The 17,003-nt window shown below is 72.4% G+C and carries 13 protein-coding genes and 5 tRNA genes; 12 read left to right on the top strand and 6 right to left on the bottom strand.

Annotated features, from left to right (window positions below; translation table 11 throughout):
* Positions 1-140: 140 nt before the first annotated feature.
* Positions 141-4,079, bottom strand: coding sequence for an ATP-dependent RNA helicase HrpA (gene hrpA / locus ACFYNX_RS18750; RefSeq protein ID WP_388662635.1), 3,939 nt, complete (start codon positions 4,077-4,079; stop codon positions 141-143).
* 175 nt (positions 4,080-4,254) lie between these two features.
* Here hrpA and ACFYNX_RS18745 point away from each other — a divergent pair, with 175 nt between their 5' ends.
* From ACFYNX_RS18745 to ACFYNX_RS18735, 3 genes are all read left to right on the top strand, one after another.
* Positions 4,255-4,641: a hypothetical protein gene (locus ACFYNX_RS18745; RefSeq protein ID WP_388662633.1), complete on the top strand. Its 387-nt coding sequence runs from the start codon at positions 4,255-4,257 to the stop codon at positions 4,639-4,641.
* A 64-nt stretch (positions 4,642-4,705) separates the two neighbouring features.
* On the top strand, positions 4,706-5,635 hold the full coding sequence (locus ACFYNX_RS18740; protein ID WP_388662631.1) for a DsbA family protein: 930 nt from the start codon (positions 4,706-4,708) through the stop codon (positions 5,633-5,635).
* Entirely contained in the window at positions 5,632-6,474 is an 843-nt protein-coding gene (locus tag ACFYNX_RS18735) for a cytochrome c biogenesis CcdA family protein (RefSeq protein ID WP_388662629.1), read from the top strand. Before ACFYNX_RS18740 ends, ACFYNX_RS18735 begins: the two co-directional genes overlap by 4 nt.
* A gap of 135 nt (positions 6,475-6,609) precedes the next feature.
* Here ACFYNX_RS18735 and ACFYNX_RS18730 read toward each other — a convergent pair.
* The 3 genes from ACFYNX_RS18730 to ACFYNX_RS18720 form a co-directional block, all read right to left on the bottom strand.
* Positions 6,610-6,683: transfer RNA gene (locus ACFYNX_RS18730), tRNA-Phe, on the bottom strand.
* Positions 6,684-6,705: 22 nt separating this feature from the next.
* Positions 6,706-6,779, bottom strand: a tRNA-Asp gene (locus ACFYNX_RS18725).
* Between the two features lie 40 nt (positions 6,780-6,819).
* Positions 6,820-6,892, bottom strand: a tRNA-Glu gene (locus ACFYNX_RS18720).
* 105 nt (positions 6,893-6,997) lie between these two features.
* On the opposite strand from ACFYNX_RS18720, the gene ACFYNX_RS18715 reads away from it, so the two are divergent.
* The 4 genes from ACFYNX_RS18715 to ACFYNX_RS18700 all read left to right on the top strand — a co-directional run bounded on the left by ACFYNX_RS18715 (position 6,998) and on the right by ACFYNX_RS18700 (position 11,107).
* Positions 6,998-7,348 (top strand): metallopeptidase family protein, encoded by a 351-nt coding sequence (locus ACFYNX_RS18715; protein ID WP_053648331.1) that lies wholly within the window; start codon positions 6,998-7,000, stop codon positions 7,346-7,348.
* Positions 7,349-7,576: 228 nt separating this feature from the next.
* Positions 7,577-8,290 carry a hypothetical protein gene (locus ACFYNX_RS18710; protein WP_388662627.1) on the top strand — a complete coding sequence of 238 codons (714 nt, stop codon included), beginning with the start codon at positions 7,577-7,579 and terminating at the stop codon, positions 8,288-8,290.
* A gap of 199 nt (positions 8,291-8,489) precedes the next feature.
* Positions 8,490-10,820, top strand: coding sequence for a DEAD/DEAH box helicase (locus ACFYNX_RS18705; protein ID WP_388662626.1), 2,331 nt, complete (start codon positions 8,490-8,492; stop codon positions 10,818-10,820).
* Between the two features lie 213 nt (positions 10,821-11,033).
* Positions 11,034-11,107, top strand: a tRNA-Lys gene (locus ACFYNX_RS18700).
* A 140-nt stretch (positions 11,108-11,247) separates the two neighbouring features.
* Here the strand turns inward: ACFYNX_RS18700 and ACFYNX_RS18695 are convergent.
* Positions 11,248-11,844 (bottom strand): dihydrofolate reductase family protein, encoded by a 597-nt coding sequence (locus tag ACFYNX_RS18695; protein ID WP_388662624.1) that lies wholly within the window; start codon positions 11,842-11,844, stop codon positions 11,248-11,250.
* Positions 11,845-12,207: 363 nt separating this feature from the next.
* Here ACFYNX_RS18695 and ACFYNX_RS18690 point away from each other — a divergent pair, with 363 nt between their 5' ends.
* Both ACFYNX_RS18690 and ACFYNX_RS18685 read left to right on the top strand, forming a co-directional pair.
* The gene (locus ACFYNX_RS18690) at positions 12,208-13,575 is read left to right on the top strand and encodes a diacylglycerol/lipid kinase family protein (RefSeq protein WP_388662622.1); all 1,368 of its coding nucleotides are present in this window, start codon (positions 12,208-12,210) and stop codon (positions 13,573-13,575) included.
* Positions 13,572-14,156, top strand: a complete 585-nt coding sequence (locus ACFYNX_RS18685; protein ID WP_125661897.1) for a phosphatase PAP2 family protein — start codon at positions 13,572-13,574, stop codon at positions 14,154-14,156. The genes ACFYNX_RS18690 and ACFYNX_RS18685 overlap by 4 nt, the downstream gene beginning before the upstream one ends.
* A 36-nt stretch (positions 14,157-14,192) precedes the next feature.
* Here the strand turns inward: ACFYNX_RS18685 and ACFYNX_RS18680 are convergent, their stop codons facing one another.
* On the bottom strand, positions 14,193-15,155 hold the full coding sequence (locus ACFYNX_RS18680; protein WP_388663386.1) for a sigma-70 family RNA polymerase sigma factor: 963 nt from the start codon (positions 15,153-15,155) through the stop codon (positions 14,193-14,195).
* Between the two features lie 255 nt (positions 15,156-15,410).
* Between ACFYNX_RS18680 and ACFYNX_RS18675 the strand changes: the two genes are divergently transcribed.
* The 3 genes from ACFYNX_RS18675 (at position 15,411) to ACFYNX_RS18665 (ending at position 16,904) form a co-directional block, all read left to right on the top strand.
* Positions 15,411-15,902 carry a rhodanese-like domain-containing protein gene (locus ACFYNX_RS18675; RefSeq protein ID WP_388662620.1) on the top strand — a complete coding sequence of 164 codons (492 nt, stop codon included), beginning with the start codon at positions 15,411-15,413 and terminating at the stop codon, positions 15,900-15,902.
* Between the two features lie 76 nt (positions 15,903-15,978).
* Positions 15,979-16,052 (top strand) — tRNA-Met (locus ACFYNX_RS18670).
* 111 nt (positions 16,053-16,163) lie between these two features.
* Positions 16,164-16,904 carry a MerR family transcriptional regulator gene (locus ACFYNX_RS18665; RefSeq protein ID WP_388662618.1) on the top strand — a complete coding sequence of 247 codons (741 nt, stop codon included), beginning with the start codon at positions 16,164-16,166 and terminating at the stop codon, positions 16,902-16,904.
* Positions 16,905-17,003 lie beyond the last annotated feature (99 nt).

Below are 17,003 nucleotides of genomic sequence, written 5' to 3'. Positions count from 1 at the left end.
TCGCAGCGCTTCTTCAAGCGGCTGCGAGAGAGACTGTACAGCAGGTCAGCGGGTCCGGTCGAACTCACCGAACGCGAGGCACCCGCTACGGGACACGGCCGCCGGGCCCGGTCTCCGGACCCGGCGGCACGAGGGCCCCGTCACGGGACCATCGCGTCGATCGCCTTCACGATCCGCTTGTCCGAGACCGGGTACGCCGTCCCCAGGGCGTGCGCGAAGTAGCTCACCCGCAGTTCCTCGATCATCCAGCGGATGTCGGTGACCTCGGACGGCACCGGCCGCCCCTGGGGGAGCTGTTCGAGCAGCCAGGCGTACTCGTCCTGCATCTCCCGGACCTTCTCCATCCGGGTGGTGTCCCGCTGGACCCCGGTGGGCATCTGCTGGAGCCGCCGGTCCACCGCCACCAGATAGCGCATCAGGTCCGGGAGCCGCTTCAGCCCCGTACGGGTGACGAAGCCGGCCGGTACGAGCCGGTCGAGCTGCGCCCGCACGTCCTGGAGGTTCGGGAGGAGCGCCGGGCTGCTCGTGGCCTTCAGACGCCGCTCGCAGGCCTGCCAGGCCGCCAGGATCTGCTGGACCTGGCCCACCGTCCGCACCGTCGTGTCCACCAGGTCCGCGCGGACCTTGTCGTACAGCTTGCGGAAGGACTCCTCGTCCCAGGCCGGGCCGCCGTGGTCCGCGATCAGCTTGTCGGCGGCGGCGGTCGCGCAGTCGTCGAAGAGGGCCTGGATCGAGCCGTGCGGGTTCGAGGACAGGGCCAGCTTCTGCTGGTTGGTCAGCTTGTCCGAGGCGAACTTCGCCGGATTCACCGGGATGTTCAGCATGATCAGCTTCCGGGTGCCCCGCCACATCGCGAGCGCCTGCTCGGCCTCCGTGTCGAAGAGCCGCACGGCCACGCCGTCGCCCTCGTCGACGAGCGCCGGGTACGCCTTGACCGGCTGGCCGGCCCGACGGGTCTCGAAGACCTTCGTCAGCGTGCCGATCGTCCAGTCCTTGAGCCCCGAGCGCTCCAGGGAGGGCCCGGAGCCGTCCGGGCCGGCCGTGGCCGCCGCGGCGGCCTTGGAGAGCGCCTGGCGGGCCTTGGGGCGCAGCGTGAGCCGCAGCGTCTCCAGGTCCTTGGCCTCGGCCAGCTTCCGGCGCCGCTCGTCGACGATCCGGAACGTCACCTTGAGGTGCTCGGGCACCTTCGCCCAGTCGAAGTCCTCGGCCGTCAGCGGGACGCCGACCATCCGCTGGAGCTCGCGCGCCAGCGCCGTCGCCAGCGGCTCCTGCACGGGCACGACCGAGTCGAGGAAGCGGGAGGCGAAGTTGGGCGCCGGGACGTAGTGGCGGCGGATCGGCTTCGGCAGGGAGCGGATCAGCTCCGTGACGACCTCCGCCCGCAGACCCGGGATCTGCCACTCGAAGCCCTCGTCCGTCACCTGGTTGAGCACCTGGAGGGGTATGTGGACGGTCACGCCGTCCGCGTCCGCGCCCGGCTCGAACTGGTACGTCACCCGGAACTTGAGCGGGCCCTGCCGCCACGAGTCCGGGTAGTCGTCCTTGGTGACCGCCTCCGCCTTCTCGTTGATGAGCATCTCGCGCTCGAAGTCGAGGAACTCGGGTTCCTCGTGGCGCTTGTGCTTCCACCAGGAGTCGAAGTGGGCGCCGGAGACGACGTGCTCGGGGACGCGCTTGTCGTAGAAGTCGAAGAGCGTCTCGTCGTCGACGAGGATGTCCCGACGCCGGGCCCGGTGCTCCAGCTCCTCGACCTCGGTGAGCAGCTTGCGGTTGTCGGCGAAGAACTTGTGGTGGGTGCGCCAGTCGCCCTCGACGAGCGCGTTCCGGATGAACAGGTCCCGGGAGACCTCCGGGTCGATCCGCCCGTAGTTCACCTTCCGGTCGGCGACGATCGGGACGCCGTACAGCGTCACCTTCTCGAACGCCATCACGGCCGCCTGGTCCTTCTCCCAGTGCGGTTCGCTGTACGTCTTCTTCACCAGGTGCTGGGCGAGCGGCTCGATCCACTCGGGCTCGATCCGGGCGTTCACCCGGGCCCAGAGGCGCGAGGTCTCCACCAGCTCGGCGGACATGACGAAGCGCGGGGGCTTCTTGAAGAGCGCGGAGCCGGGGAAGATCGCGAACTTGGCGCTGCGGGCGCCGAGGTAGTCGTTCCTGGCCCCGTCCTTCACGTCCTTCAGGCCGATGTGGGACAGCAGGCCCGCCAGGAGGGACACGTGCACGGACTGCTCCGGCGCGTCCTCCTCGTTGGGCTGGATCCCCATCTGCTTCGCGACCGTCCGCAACTGGGCGTAGATGTCCTGCCACTCGCGGATCCGCAGGAAGTTCAGGTACTCCTGCTTGCACATGCGGCGGAAGGAGCTGGAGCCCCGCTCCTTCTGCTGCTCGCGGACGTACCGCCACAGGTTCAGGTACGCGAGGAAGTCGCTCGTCTCGTCCTTGAACCGGGCGTGCTGCTGGTCGGCCTGCGCCTGCTTTTCCGCCGGCCGCTCGCGCGGGTCCTGGATGGAGAGCGCCGCCGCGATCACCATGACCTCACGGACGCAGCCGTTCCGGTCCGCCTCCAGGACCATCCGGGCGAGCCGGGGGTCCACGGGCAACTGGGACAGCTTCCGGCCCTGCTGGGTGAGCCGCTTCTTCGGGTCCTTCTCGGCCGGGTCGATCGCGCCCAGCTCCTGGAGGAGCTGCACGCCGTCCCGGATGTTGCGGTGGTCCGGCGGGTCGATGAAGGGGAACTTCTCGATGTCGCCGAGCCCGGCGGCGGTCATCTGGAGGATGACGGAGGCCAGGTTCGTACGGAGGATCTCGGCGTCCGTGAACTCGGGACGGGACAGGAAGTCGTCCTCCGAGTACAGCCGGACGCAGATGCCGTCGGACGTACGGCCGCAGCGGCCCTTGCGCTGGTTGGCGCTGGCCTGGCTGACGGGCTCGATCGGCAGCCGCTGCACCTTGGTCCGGTGCGAGTAGCGCGAGATGCGGGCGGTGCCCGGGTCGATCACGTACTTGATGCCGGGGACGGTCAGGGACGTCTCGGCGACGTTGGTGGCGAGGACGATCCGGCGGCCGGAGTGGGCCTGGAAGACACGGTGCTGCTCGGCGTGCGACAGGCGCGCGTAGAGGGGGAGGACCTCGGTGTTGCGCAGCTTCCGCTTGAGGAGGGCGTCCGCCGTGTCGCGGATCTCCCGCTCGCCGGAGAGGAAGACCAGGACGTCGCCCGGCCCCTCGCCCTGGAGTTCGTCGACGGCGTCGCAGATCGCGGTGATCTGGTCGCGGTCGGACTCCTCGGAGTCCTCTTCGAGGAGGGGGCGGTAGCGGACCTCGACGGGATACGTGCGCCCGCTGACCTCGACGATCGGGGCGTCCCCGAAGTGACGGGAGAAGCGCTCCGGGTCGATGGTCGCGGAGGTGATCACGACCTTGAGGTCGGGGCGCTTGGGCAGGAGCTGGGCCAGGTAGCCGAGCAGGAAGTCGATGTTGAGGGACCGCTCGTGGGCCTCGTCGATGATGATCGTGTCGTACGCGCGCAGCTCGCGGTCCGTCTGGATCTCGGCGAGCAGGATGCCGTCCGTCATCAGCTTCACGAAGGTCGCCTCGGGGTTCACCTGGTCGGTGAACCGGACCTTCCAGCCGACGGCCTCGCCCAGCGGGGTCCTCAGCTCCTCGGCGACCCGCTCGGCGACCGTGCGGGCGGCGATCCGGCGGGGCTGGGTGTGCCCGATCATGCCCCGGACGCCCCGGCCCAGCTCCAGACAGATCTTCGGGATCTGGGTGGTCTTCCCGGAGCCCGTCTCACCGGCGACGATCACGACCTGGTGGTCGCGTATCGCCTCCAGGATCTCGTCCTTCTTCTGCGAGACGGGGAGCTGTTCGGGGTACGTGACGGCGGGCACGCGCGCGGCGCGCGCGTCGACGCGTTCCTTGGCCTTGGCCGCCTCTGCGGCGATCTCGTCCAGGACGGCCGCGCGGGCCTCGGGCTTGCGGATGCGGCGGGCGCCTTCGAGACGGCGGCCGAGCCGGTGGGAGTCCCGCAGCGAGACCCCGGCCAGGACGGACTGGAGGGCGGCGAAGGAAGTAGACATACGGAATCCAGGATCGCACCTGTGGACGAGAAGCGGCGAACCGATTTACGGAGGGGCGGGGTGCGGCCTCGTGGAGGGGGGCGGGATGCGGCCGCGTGCGGGGCGGGGTACGGCCGCGTGCGGGAGCGGGGTGCGTACTATTTCGGGCACGTCGACCGGACCGGAGAGGTTTCGCATGTTCTGCACCGCCCGCGCGCCGGCGGCGTTCGCCGCGCTCCTGGGAGTGGTGCTGGGGCTGCTGGTGTGGGGGGTCCAGGGGGAGCGGGCCGTCTCCGCCGCTTCTGCCGGCCCTGCGGTGTCCGTGACGTCCGTGGTGTCCGCTCCCGGGGCCGCCGTGCCCGGTTGCGATCCGGGCCGTCCCGCCGAGGCGGGGGCCGACGGTCCCGCCGTACCGCCGCGCGCGCACGGCTTCGCGGAGCTGCTGCCCGCGCTCGCCGCCGACCGGGTGCCGGGCGGGGCGCGGACCGTGGTCGCGGCCGGCGCCCGGCCGACGGCGCCGGGGCGGGAGCCGCCCGACCTCGTACCGCCGTCGCCGGTGGAGCTGTCGGTCCTGAGGGTGTAGGCGGACGGCCGCCTTCTGCCGTTCTCCTTCCTTCTGTTCCAGCCTGTTCCAGGAGTGCTTCCGCATGTCCGCATCCACCTCCCCCAAGGCTTCTTCCCAGGCCTCCTCCAAGGCCTCTTCCAGGGCCTCTTCCAAGGTCAAGCCGGTCGTGATCGTCGCCGGGGTGGCGGTCGCCGCCGCGCTGCTCGGCGTCGTCTCGTACACCGCCACCAAGCCCGCGTCCCCCGGCGCCTCCGGTTCGTCCGCCGTCGCGGAGGTCTCCGCCGGCCCGGCCGCCGGCGTCTACCCCGAGCTGGAGGCGTACGCCCGCCGCGAGGCCTCCGACGGGCTCGCCCTGGGCCGGGCCGACGCGCCCGTGGTGCTCATCGAGTACGCCGACTTCAAGTGCGGTTACTGCGGGAAGTTCGCCCGGGACACCGAGCCGGTCCTGGTGGAGAAGTACGTGAAGAACGGGACCCTGCGCATCGAGTGGCGGAACTTCCCGATCTTCGGCGAGGAGTCCGAGGCCGTCGCCCGCGCCTCCTGGGCGGCCGGGCAGCAGGGCCGGTTCTGGGAGTTCCACGGGGCCGCCTACGCGGAGGGCGCCAAGGAGAAGGGCTTCGGGAAGGACCGGCTCGCCGCCCTCGCGAAGGAGGCGGGCGTCCCCGACGCGGCCCGGTTCGCGAAGGACACGGAGGGCGCGGCGGCCCGCGCGGCCGTCGCCGAGGACCAGGAGCAGGGGTACGCGCTCGGCGCCACCTCGACCCCGTCCTTCCTCGTCAACGGACGCCCGATCGCGGGCGCGCAGCCCCTGGAGACCTTCACGGAGGCGATCGAGGCGGCGGCGAGGACGGCGAAGGACACGAAGAAGCCGGTGAAGCCTTCCGGGACCGGGTCCGGGTCCGGGTCGGGTTCCGGGGCCGGGTCCGACGCTGGTTCCGGGGCCGAGGCCGGGGCCGGGGTCGAGCCCGGGTCCAGGGCCGGGTCCGAGACCGGTTCCGAGGCCGGGCGGTGACCTCCGGCATCGGTTACTTCGCCGCCTTCCTCGGCGGGCTGCTCGCCCTGCTCAGCCCGTGCAGCGCCCTGCTCCTGCCGGCCTTCTTCGCGTATTCCATCGACACGCGCGCGAAGTTGGTCGCCAGGACCGGCGTCCTCTACGCGGGCCTGGCGACCACCCTCGTCCCGCTCGGCGCGGCCGGCTCCTTCGCGGGCCGGTTCTTCTACGGCCACCGGGACCTGCTCGTCACGGCCGGCGGCTGGCTGATCGTCGGGCTCGGCGTCCTCCAGATCCTCGGCCTGGGCTTCGCCTCCCGACGGATCGCGGAGGCGAGCGGCCGCATCCGGCCCACCTCGGCGCTCTCCGTCTACGCTCTGGGCCTGGTCTACGGCCTCGCGGGCTTCTGCGCGGGCCCGATCCTCGGCAGCGTCCTGACGGTGGCGGCGCTGAGCGGCAGCCCGGCGTACGGGGGGCTGCTCCTCGCGGTGTACGCGCTCGGGATGGCGGTGCCGCTGTTCGTCCTGGCGCTGCTCTGGGAGCGGTACGACCTGGGGCGGCGGCGCTGGCTGCGCGGACGGCCCCTGCGGGTCGGCCGGCTCACGCTCCACTCGACCTCGGTGCTCTCGGGCCTCTTCTTCGTCGCCCTGGGCACGCTGTTCCTAGTCTTCGACGGGACGACCGCGCTGCCGGGCCTGCTGTCGGTGGACGACTCGTTCGCCGTGGAGGAGCGGGTGGCCTCCCTGGGCCGGGCGGTGCCGGACTGGGCGCTGCTCGTCGCGGTCGTGGCCGTGGTGGCGGCGGCGCTCGCGGTGCGGGGCCGGCGGGGGAGCCGTACGGAGGAGCGCGAGGAGGTGTGACGGGGACGGGGAGGGGCGCGGGCCCCTTCCCCGTACCGCCGCCTCTTCGGGCTTCCCCGGGCGCTCCGGGGGCTCCCCGGGTGTCCCCTCGGACACGACGAAGGCCCCGTTCTTTCGAACGGGGCCTTCTGTCTGTGGCTGGGGCCGGGGTCGAACCGGCGACCTATCGCTTTTCAGGCGATCGCTCGTACCAACTGAGCTACCCAGCCACGAGACCGTTTCCGGTCTCGGCGATCCTGACGGGACTTGAACCCGCGACCTCCACCTTGACAGGGTGGCGAGCTAACCAACTGCTCCACAGGACCTCGTGTGGTGGCGAGACAAGTCTCGCACACGTTTGAAACGTGCCCCCAACGGGATTCGAACCCGTGCTACCGCCTTGAAAGGGCGGCGTCCTGGGCCACTAGACGATGAGGGCTAGGGGCTCACCTGGGCGCTTCGTCAGCGCGTCGGGGACGTGAGAAGCATATGGGATGCCGGCCGCTATCGCCAAAACGGTTTCCGCCCGGGGGAGAATGGGTGCGTGCTGGAGATGACGCGCGAGGAGTTCGAGGAACTCGTCGCCGAAGCCCTGGACCGGATCCCGCCGGAGCTGACGCGGCTGATGGACAACGTCGCCGTGTTCGTGGAGGACGAGCCGCCCTCCGACGATCCCGAGCTGCTCGGGCTCTACGAGGGGACGCCGCTGACCGAGCGGGGCGAGTGGTACGCCGGGGTCCTCCCGGACCGGATCACGATCTACCGGGGGCCGACGCTGCGGATGTGCGAGTCGCGCGAGGACGTGGTCGCGGAGACCGAGATCACGGTGGTGCACGAGATCGCCCACCACTTCGGCATCGACGACGAACGGCTGCACGCGCTGGGGTACGGCTGACGGTCGCGGGGTCGCGGGGTCGCGGGGTCGCGGGGTCGGCGGGTCACCGGAGCGCCGGGTCGGCGGGTGAGGGTGCGGCTGGCGGTCGTGGCCGGAAAGTGCTGCGGGCCGGGCGGGGGCGTGGGTTCCGTTTCCCTCGTGCGGGGGCCCGTGTCCCTTGTGGGGCCGGGGGAGTTGGGCAGTGCGACGCGTTCCGTTCCTGCCCGTTGTGTCCTGGAGGTGCCCCCCGTGCGCCATTTGCCCACCCCGGTGAGATGGGTCGCCACCGCGCTGACCGTCGCGGCCTGCGCCGGCCTGAGCGGCTGTATGAGTGTGAGCGACGACGGGGCGAAGCCGGGGCCCGGCGCGTCCGGGGGGAAGCGGGGCGTGGCGGCCGAGTCCGAAGGCGGCACGGGGCTCCCGGACGGGGGCGGCGGCTCCTGGAACGGCCGGCCGGACGGGGACGGGCCGGACGTGACCGGGTCGGGCAAGGAGACCCCCGTGCCGAGCGGCTCGCCGTCCGGCAGCGCGCGGCCCACGGAGGGCCCGCTCGTGCCGGGCGTCGGTCCTTCCGCGGGCACGGCGAAGCCGCAGCCGACCGGCGGCGGCCACCAGGAGCCGAGCGGCGGCACGGGCGGCACCGGCGGCGGGAACGGCGGAAGCGGGGGCGGGAGCACGGGCGGCGGCGGAAACGACGGCGGCAGCGGCGGTGGCGGGACCGGAGGACCGGGCGGCGACGGGGGCACGCCCACGCCGGAGCCGACGCAGCCGCCCGTCGAGCCCACGCCGGAGCCGCCCGTCCCGACCCCGGAGCCGACGCCCGAGCCGACCTCGGACCCCACCGATCCGCCGGCGCCCGGCCCCGACGTCCAGATGGGCGCCGTGCGGGCCGCGGGGGCGGAGGGGGAGGGCGCGGACGCGTCCTCGGAACCGGTGGCGTCTCCGCAGGTGGGACCGGTATGAGGGAGTCCGATTTGCCATAGGTGGGGGAGGGTGCGTATGGTGGTAGATCGTTTGATCCCATTGCCCGGCGCCGACACAGAAGAGCGCCGTGTGGCGCGTACTCTCCCTAGCCGTGGCTGGACCGCATTGAGGCGGTCGATTTGCGAAAACACGGAGTTGACGGGCGCGTGCCGAGACTCCGGAAGGTTTCGCATTTCGCATGTCCATTTTCAGTTCTGACCACGCCGTCATGCCCGAGAACGACGAGATCGTCGAGGCCGTAGGGGCCACCGAGACCGTCGAGGCCGAGGCCCAGGCGCTCGTCGAGGCCGACACCCTCGCCGAGGCCGAGGCCGAGATCCTGGCCGACGAGATCGAGGGCGACGACTTCGACGAGGAGTCCGAGGAGCCCGCCGAGCCCACGACCACCTTCGCGGACCTCGGTCTGCCGGAGGGCGTCGTGCGCAAGCTCGCGCAGAACGGCGTGACCACCCCCTTCCCGATCCAGGCGGCGACCATCCCGGACGCCCTGGCCGGCAAGGACATTCTCGGCCGCGGCCGCACCGGCTCCGGCAAGACCCTCTCCTTCGGTCTGCCGCTCCTCGCCACCCTGGCGGGCGGCCACACCGACAAGAAGAAGCCCCGCGGCGTCATCCTCACCCCGACCCGTGAGCTCGCGATGCAGGTCGCGGACGCCCTCCAGCCCTACGGCGACGTGCTCGGCCTCAAGATGAAGGTCGTCTGCGGCGGTACGTCCATGGGCAACCAGATCTACGCCCTGGAGCGCGGCGTCGACATCCTCGTCGCCACCCCGGGCCGTCTCCGCGACGTCATCAACCGCGGCGCCTGCTCCCTGGAGGCCGTGAAGATCGCGGTCCTCGACGAGGCCGACCAGATGGCCGACCTGGGCTTCATGCCCGAGGTCACCGAGCTGCTCGACCAGATCCCCGAGGGCGGCCAGCGCCTCCTCTTCTCCGCCACCCTGGAGAACGAGATCGACAGCCTGGTCAAGCGGTACCTGGTGAACCCCGTCACGCACGAGGTCGACCCGTCCGCCGGCGCCGTCACGACCATGACCCACCACGTCCTCGTCGTGAAGCCGAAGGACAAGGCCCCGGTCACCGCGGCGATCGCCGCCCGCAAGGGCCGCACGATCATCTTCGTCCGCACCCAGCTCGGTGCCGACCGCATCGCCGAGCAGCTCCGCGAGTCGGGCGTGAAGGCCGACGCGCTGCACGGCGGCATGACCCAGGGCGCCCGTACGCGGACCCTGGCCGACTTCAAGGACGGTTACGTCAACGCGCTCGTCGCGACCGACGTCGCCGCCCGCGGCATCCACGTCGACGGCATCGACCTGGTCCTGAACGTGGACCCGGCCGGCGACCACAAGGACTACCTGCACCGCTCGGGCCGCACCGCCCGTGCCGGCCGCTCCGGCGTCGTGGTCTCCCTGGCCCTGCCGCACCAGCGCCGCCAGATCTTCCGCCTGATGGAGGACGCGGGCGTCGACGCCTCGCGCCACATCGTCGGCGGGGCCGGCGCCTTCGACCCGGAGGTCGCCGAGATCACCGGCGCCCGTTCGCTGACCGAGGTCCAGGCCGACTCCGCGAACAACTCCGCCAAGCAGGCCGAGCGCGAGGTCGTCGACCTCACCAAGCAGCTCGAGCGCCTCCAGCGCCGTGCCGTCGAACTCCGCGAGGAGGCCGACCGCCTGGTGGCCCGCGCCGCCCGCGAGCGCGGCGAGGACCCGGAGGCGGCCGTGGCCGAGGTGACCGAGGCCGCCGAGGCCGAGGTCGCGGCGGCGGCCGTCGAGGCCGAGCGCGCCGCGAAGGCCGAGGAGCAGCAGCGCCGCGAGGAGCGCCCGTCCTTCCGCGACGAGCGGGGCAACTTCGAGCGCCGCGACCGCGGTGGCGACCGCGGCGGTTTCCGTCGTGACGACCGCGGTGGCGACCGCGGCGGCTTCCGTCGTGACAACGACCGTCCGTCGGGTGGTTTCCGTCGTGACGACCGTCCGTCGGGCGGCTTCAACCGTGACGACCGTGGTGGCCGTTCCTTCGAGCGTCGTGACAACGACCGTCCGTCGGGTGGTTTCCGTCGTGACGACCGTCCGTCGGGCGGCTTCAACCGTGACGACCGTGGTGGCCGTTCCTTCGAGCGTCGTGACAACGACCGTCCGTCCGGCGGTTTCCGTCGTGACGACCGTCCGTCGGGCGGCTTCAACCGCGACGACCGTGGTGGCCGTTCCTTCGAGCGTCGTGACAACGACCGTCCGTCCGGCGGCTTCCGTCGTGACGACCGTCCGTCGGGCGGCTTCAACCGCGACGACCGCGGTGGCCGTTCCTTCGACCGCCGTGACGACCGCCCCTCCGGCGGCCACCGCGGCAGCGACCGTCCGTTCAACCGCGACCGTCGTGACGACCGCCCGGCCGGCGGCTTCCGCTCGGGCGGCGACCGCCCGTACGGCCGCCGCGACGACCACCGCGGCTCCGGCCCGGCCGGCGGCTCCTTCGGCCGCCGCGACGACAAGCCGCGCTGGAAGCGCAACGGCTGATCTCGCGTAGCACCCTGACAGGGGCCTGTACGAGCACTTCGGTGCCCGTACAGGCCCCTGTTCCGTACGGGCGGCCCCCGTCCCGTACGGCCGGCCCCTCACCCGACGGACGCCACCCCACCCCCTCCGGCCGACCCGCAGCGCGCCCGGTGTCGGATACCCGATCGGCTCCGGGGATCTCTCGGGCTATGCTGCACGGGTGTGCTTGTCCACGGGCCGTTAGCTCAATTGGTCAGAGCAGCGGACTTTTAATCCGTTGGTTGTGGGTTCGAGTCCCACACGGCCTACCGAAGGCGAGGAGGGGTCTCTCCGACTCGCCGAGAAGCGCCCCGACCGGTTCCGACCGGCGGGGCGCTTCGGCGTTTCCGGGCCGAGGGTTCCGGACCGGGGGTTTCCGGACGCCGGGTTCCGGGTGGTGGCTGCCCGGTCAGTGGGTTTCCGGGCGGCGGTAGACGCAGACGTTCGCGCCGTGGGGGCTGGTCGTGGTGGAGACCGGTGCGAGGGTGCGCAGGACGCCGTCCCCGGGGAAGATCGACTTTCCGCCGCCGAGGAGCACCGGCATGACGATCAGGCGGAGTTCGTCGACCAGGTCCTCGGCCAGGAGCGTGCGGACGAGGGTGGGGCTGCCCAGGACGAGGAGGTCGCCGCCGGGGGCCTCGTGGAGTTCGCGGAGGCGGTCCAGGGCCTTGTCGCCGTGGATGAGCCGGGTGTTGTGCCAGCCGAGGTCGGCCTCGCCGAGAGTGTTCGAGACGACGTACTTCGGGAGCGCGTTCATCCGGTCGGCGAAGGGATCGCCGGCCCGCTCCGGCCAGGCGTTCGCCATCGTCCGCCAGGTGCGGCGGCCGAAGAGCAGGGCGTCCGCCCGCTCCGTGGCCCCGGCGAACGCGCCGCCCACCACCTCCGGGTCGAAGAAGGGGTGCGACCAGCCGCCGTGGGCGAAACCGCCGTCGGTGTCCTCCTCCGGGCCGCCCGGCGCCTGGACGACGCCGTCGAGGCTGATGAACTCGCTGATGACGATGCGCATGGAGTCGATCCTCTTCCTGGGATTCGGTGGTGCTGGTGTTTCGTGCTGTTCCTGCGGTCGGTTGCCGGTTGCCGGTTCCTGGTTCCCGACCGTCGGGAGTTCCGGGTTTTCCCGGGGAGCCGAGGTGCCCGGACCCTCCGGGTCCCCCTGGGTCTTCCCTGATTCGCCGGGCTTTCCGGGTGCCTTCCCCGCCTCGGGGTAGGAAAGCCGCGGGGTACGAGAGGGAAGACGGACCGGAGGCCGGGAAGTCATCGCTTCCGGAAGATCTTTCCTCCGCGGACCCCTTCCGCCGAACGGCTTCGTCCGGGGCGCGGGGCACGGAGGGGTGGGGAAAGGTGGAGGCGGAACGTGGAGGTGGGGACGGTGGCGGCGAGCGGAACCGCTGGTCCGGCGAGGACGGCCCGACGGCTGGCGCGCTGTGCGCTGCTCGCGGCGGTGAGCGCGGTCGTGGTGCTGCTGATAGCGCTGGGCGGCGGCGGGGTCCTGATCCTGGTGGGCGGGCTCGCGGGGCTCGCCCTGTCGGCCGTGGGCATCTGGTGGTTCCTCGCACACCGGGGACCGCTGCGGGCGCTCGGCGCGCTGCTCGCGGTGGCCGCGCCCGCCACGGTCCTCACCCTGTACGTCGTCGGGGGAGTCTGGGTGAACGCCCTGGTGGCCCTCGCGCTCTGGGGCGTGGCCCTGCTCTGCGCCCGGTCCGCCCTGCGCCGTCCCGAGGAGGACGGGGCCGGGACGATGCGGGGCGAGCCCGCGGCCCGGCCCGAGAAGCCCGTCCTGATCATGAACCCGAAGTCCGGGGGCGGAAAGGTCGAGCGCTTCGGGCTCGTCGAGCGCGCCGAGGAGCTGGGCGCCCGGGTGATCCTCCTCGACCCGTCCGCCGACAACGACGTCACCGCACTCGCCGAGCGGGCCGTGGCCGAGGGCGCCGACCTGCTCGGCGTGGCCGGCGGCGACGGCACGCAGGCGCTGGTCGCCGCCGTGGCCGCCGAGCACGACCTGCCGTTCCTCGTCATCTCGGCCGGCACCCGCAACCACTTCGCCCTGGACCTCGGGCTCGACCGCACCGACCCGTCGACCTGCCTGAACGCCCTGACCGACGGCGAGGAGCTCCGGGTCGACCTCGGCTCGGTCGCCGGCCGGGCCTTCGTCAACACCGTCTCCTTCGGGGTGTACGCGGACGTGGTCCACCACCCCGAGTACCGCGACGCGAAGGCCGGCACCGCCCTCGACGCCCTGCCCGACCTGCTCCAGGGCGGTGACGGCGACCGCGTCGACGCGACCGTCGACGGCGCCCTGCTCGACGCGCAGCAGGCGCTCCTGGTCAGCAACAACCCGTACGCCACGCCCGATCCGCTCAGTGCCGACCCGGCCCGAAGACCCCGTCTCGACGGGGGCGAACTCGGTGTGATCGGCGTCCGGGTGGAGGGGGCGATGCAGGCCGCCGAGCTGGCGGTGCGGGGGACCCAGGCGGCCGCCCTGAACGTCCTGACGGCCCGTAGGGTCGAGGTCACCTGCGACAGCGGCGACGGCCCCATCTCCGTCGCCGTCGACGGCGAGGCCCTGACCCTGCCCACCCCGGTCGTCTGCACCCTGCGCCACCGCGCCCTGCGGGTGCTCGTGCCCCGCGACCGGCCGGGCATCACGCCCCCGCCGCCGCCCCTCGACTGGCGGCGCATCACCGAACTCGCCTTCCACACCCACCATCCCCAACGACCTTCCAGGAGCGGCGCATGACCCACGACACGCCCACCGAGACCGCTCAGGCGGTCCTGCACGATCTCCGGTCCGTCGACGGTGCCGTGTACGCCGCCGTGGCCGCCACCCCCACGCCCACCCTGGACACGGCCCTCCGCCGGCTCTCCAGGACGGCCGACCACTCCAAGATCTCCCTCTCCGTGGCGGCCGTGCTCGCCCTCTTCCCCGGGCGGCCGCGCCGGGCCGCGCTCGCCGGGGTCGGGGCGATCGCGGTGGCCTCGGCCACGGCGAACCTGCTGGGCAAGCGGCTCGTCCGCAGACCGCGGCCGGACCGGGAGGCGGCCCGGGTGGTGGCGGGCCGGCACGTCCCCATGCCCGACTCGGCCTCGTTCCCCTCGGGGCACACCGCGTCGGCGGTCGCCTTCGCCACGGCCGTGGGGGTGGTGCTGCCCGCCGCCGCCGTGCCCCTCGGTCTCCTGGCGTCAACGGTGGGGTACTCCCGCGTCCACACCGGTGTGCACTATCCGGGCGACGTCGCCGCGGGCGCCGTCCTCGGCGTCGCCAGCGCCGCCGTCTCCCTGACGGCCGGCGCCTCCCTGGCCCGCCGCCGAGGACGGTAGCGACCGAGGGCCGGGAGGGCCGGGAGGGCCGGGGGGTCAGTACGCCGCCCGTGACAGTTCCTCCTCCGTGAGGTCGAGCGTCGCGAGCCGCTCCGGGTCCGCAAGGATGTGGAGCTGGACGATCCGGTCTCCGGCGACCGTGAACACCATGAGTGCGGTCGGGCGCCCGTCGACGACCGACAGGACGGCGGGCTCGCCGTTGGCCACGACCCGCAGCACCGCCTTGCGGAACCTGGAGTACGCGAGGGCCTGTGCGACGACGGTCTCGGCGCCCCGCACCAGCTTGGATGCGCCGGCCATGAGGCGGCCGCCGTCCGCGCGCAGCACCACGTCCGGGTCGAGGACCGCGAGCAGGCCGTCGAAGTCGCCGCCGTTCGCCGCGGTGAGGAAGGCGTCCGCGATCTCCCGGCGGCGGCGCGGGTCCGGGGCGGGGCCCGGGGAGGCGTCCCGCACCCGGCGGCGGGCACGGCTGGCGAGCTGGCGGGTCGCGGCCGGGCTGCGGTCCACCACCTCCGCGATCTCGTCGAAGGAGACGGCGAACATGTCGTGCAGCACGAACGCGAGCCGTTCGGCCGGCGACAGCGCCTCCAGGACGACGAGGAGCGCGAGGCCGACGGACTCGCCGAGTTCGGCCGCGCGCTCCGGATCGCCGGCACCGGCGGAGTCGGCGGTGTCCCCGGCCCGGACCACCGGGTCGGGGACGTAGTACTCCAGCGGGGACTCGCGGCGGGAGCCGCGCGAGCGCAGCATGTCCAGGCAGACGCGGCCGGTGACGGTGGTCAGCCAGCCGCTGAGGTTCCGCACCCCGGAGACGTCGGCGCGGCTGAGCTTGAGCCAGGTCTCCTGGACGGCGTCCTCGGCCTCGCTCAGCGAGCCCAGCATCCGGTACGCCACCGCCCGCAGATGGCCCCGGTCGGCGTCGAAGCGCCGGGCCAGGAGCTCTTCGTCGCCCCACGCGTCGGCGCCCACGCCCACACCCACGTCCATGCCCACGTCCATGCCCGCGCCCTCCTCCACGTCCCCGTTCAGGCCCACGTCCCCGTTCACGCCCACTGCCCGGTCTCCCCCTCGCGTGCCGTCATGCCTGCATGACGGATCGGATCGCGCCGATGTGACAAGGAGGGGCAGGCCTGAGGGTCATCGCGTGAGATCCCCGCCCTCCCTCCCCGAACACCCGGGAATCACCGGCCGAAGCCGTCGATCGCCGTGATTCGCCACTTCAGCGCGGTGCTCTTCGGCCCTAATTTGATCAGCATGACGACGACACCGCAGGTCAATCCCGTACTTCGCACCCCGCCGGCCTCGCCCGCCGCCGCTGCCGCGTACTTCTCCGCGAGCCTCGCCTTCCACGCCGACGTCTCCGACGTGGCCTCGGTTCTCGCCACCGCCGCGGCCGAGGGCACCGACCCCGGCTTCGTCCTGGTCGACACGCGGTCCACCGCCTCCTGGGACCAGGGGCACGTCCCCGGAGCCGTTCACCTGCCGACCGTGCTCATTCCGGAGCAGGCCGAGGCGCTGCTCGACCGGTCCGTGCCGGTCGTCACGTACTGCTGGGGTCCCGGCTGCAACGGCGCCACCCGCGCCGCGCTCGCCCTCGCGGAGCGGGGCTTCCCGGTCAAGGAGATGCTCGGTGGCTTCGAGTACTGGGTGCGGGAGGGCTTCGCGTACGAGACGTGGGAAGGGCCCGCGGAGAAGGCCGCCGACCCCCTGACGGCCCCGGTCGACGCCGACGACTGCGGCTGCTGAGACAGGGGCCGGAGCAGGGCCTGCGGAAACCGATTTCAGGATCGCCCCGGTCATGCCGTACAGTCGTGTTTACCGACGCGGGGTGGAGCAGCTCGGTAGCTCGCTGGGCTCATAACCCAGAGGTCGCAGGTTCAAATCCTGTCCCCGCTACTCAGTAGCGAACGAAGGCCCGGATCCGATGCACTCGGATCCGGGCCTTCGTCGTTTCCCAGGACGTTTCCGGTTGACCTTGACGCAACGTCAAGATCTAGCGTTCTCGTCATGGAGTGGTCGATCCAGGAGATCGCCAAGAAGGCCGGCACCACCAGCCGCACCCTCCGGCACTACGGGGAGCGCGGACTGCTGGAGCCGAGCCGGATCGGCGCGAACGGTTACCGGTACTACGACCAGGCGGCGCTCGTGCGGCTGCAGCGGATCCTGCTGCTGCGCGAGCTGGGGCTCTCGCTGCCCGCCATCGCCGAGGTCCTCGCGGGTCAGCGGGACACCACCGCCGCCCTGCGCACCCATCTCGCCCTCCTGGAGCAGGAGCGCGAGCGCATCGGACGTCAGATCATGTCGGTGCGGACCACTCTCCAGAAGACCGAGGACGGAGAGGAACTCATGGCAGACGAGATGTTCGACGGTTTCGACCACACGAAGTACGAGGAGGAGGTCACCCACCGCTGGGGCCGCGAGGCGTACGAGCAGGGCGACCGGTGGTGGCGCTCGCTGGACGGGGAGCAGAAGCGGGCGTTCGTCGAGGAGCAGGCGGGCATCACCCGTGACTTCGGGAAGGCGGCGCGGGACGGCCTGGCCGCCGACAGCGACGAGGTGCAGGCCCTCGCGCGGCGGCAGGTCGCCTGGCTGTCGACCACCACGGCGCCGACCAAGGAGTACGTGATCGGTCTCGGCCGGATGTACGTCGACGACCCCCGCTTCACCAAGAACTACGACCGGTACGGCGAGGGGACCGCGGTCCTCGTCCGGGACGCGCTGGCGGTCTACGCCGAGCGGAACATGTAGGTGCCGTTCCCCGGGCCCCCGGCCCCACCCCTCTACGCCGGCCCCCCGTACACCGGTCGGCCGTGCGGAGTCGCCGTCCGCCGGGGTGGCGGCCACTCT

This window comes from Streptomyces sp. NPDC007872 (assembly GCF_042868165.1).
Taxonomy (GTDB): Bacteria; Actinomycetota; Actinomycetes; order Streptomycetales; family Streptomycetaceae; genus Streptomyces.
This window is presented reverse-complemented; position numbering and strand designations above follow the sequence as displayed.

Coding starts and splice junctions, on each gene's coding strand:
- ACFYNX_RS18685 (WP_125661897.1), top strand. CDS start 13,572: ATGACCCACGACACGCCCACCGAGACCGCTCAGGCGGTCCTGCACGAT.
- ACFYNX_RS18740 (WP_388662631.1), top strand. CDS start 4,706: ATGTCCGCATCCACCTCCCCCAAGGCTTCTTCCCAGGCCTCCTCCAAG.
- ACFYNX_RS18665 (WP_388662618.1), top strand. CDS start 16,164: ATGGAGTGGTCGATCCAGGAGATCGCCAAGAAGGCCGGCACCACCAGC.
- ACFYNX_RS18675 (WP_388662620.1), top strand. CDS start 15,411: ATGACGACGACACCGCAGGTCAATCCCGTACTTCGCACCCCGCCGGCC.
- hrpA (WP_388662635.1), bottom strand. CDS start 4,079: ATGTCTACTTCCTTCGCCGCCCTCCAGTCCGTCCTGGCCGGGGTCTCG.
- ACFYNX_RS18680 (WP_388663386.1), bottom strand. CDS start 15,155: ATGGACGTGGGCATGGACGTGGGTGTGGGCGTGGGCGCCGACGCGTGG.
- ACFYNX_RS18745 (WP_388662633.1), top strand. CDS start 4,255: ATGTTCTGCACCGCCCGCGCGCCGGCGGCGTTCGCCGCGCTCCTGGGA.
- ACFYNX_RS18705 (WP_388662626.1), top strand. CDS start 8,490: ATGTCCATTTTCAGTTCTGACCACGCCGTCATGCCCGAGAACGACGAG.
- ACFYNX_RS18695 (WP_388662624.1), bottom strand. CDS start 11,844: ATGCGCATCGTCATCAGCGAGTTCATCAGCCTCGACGGCGTCGTCCAG.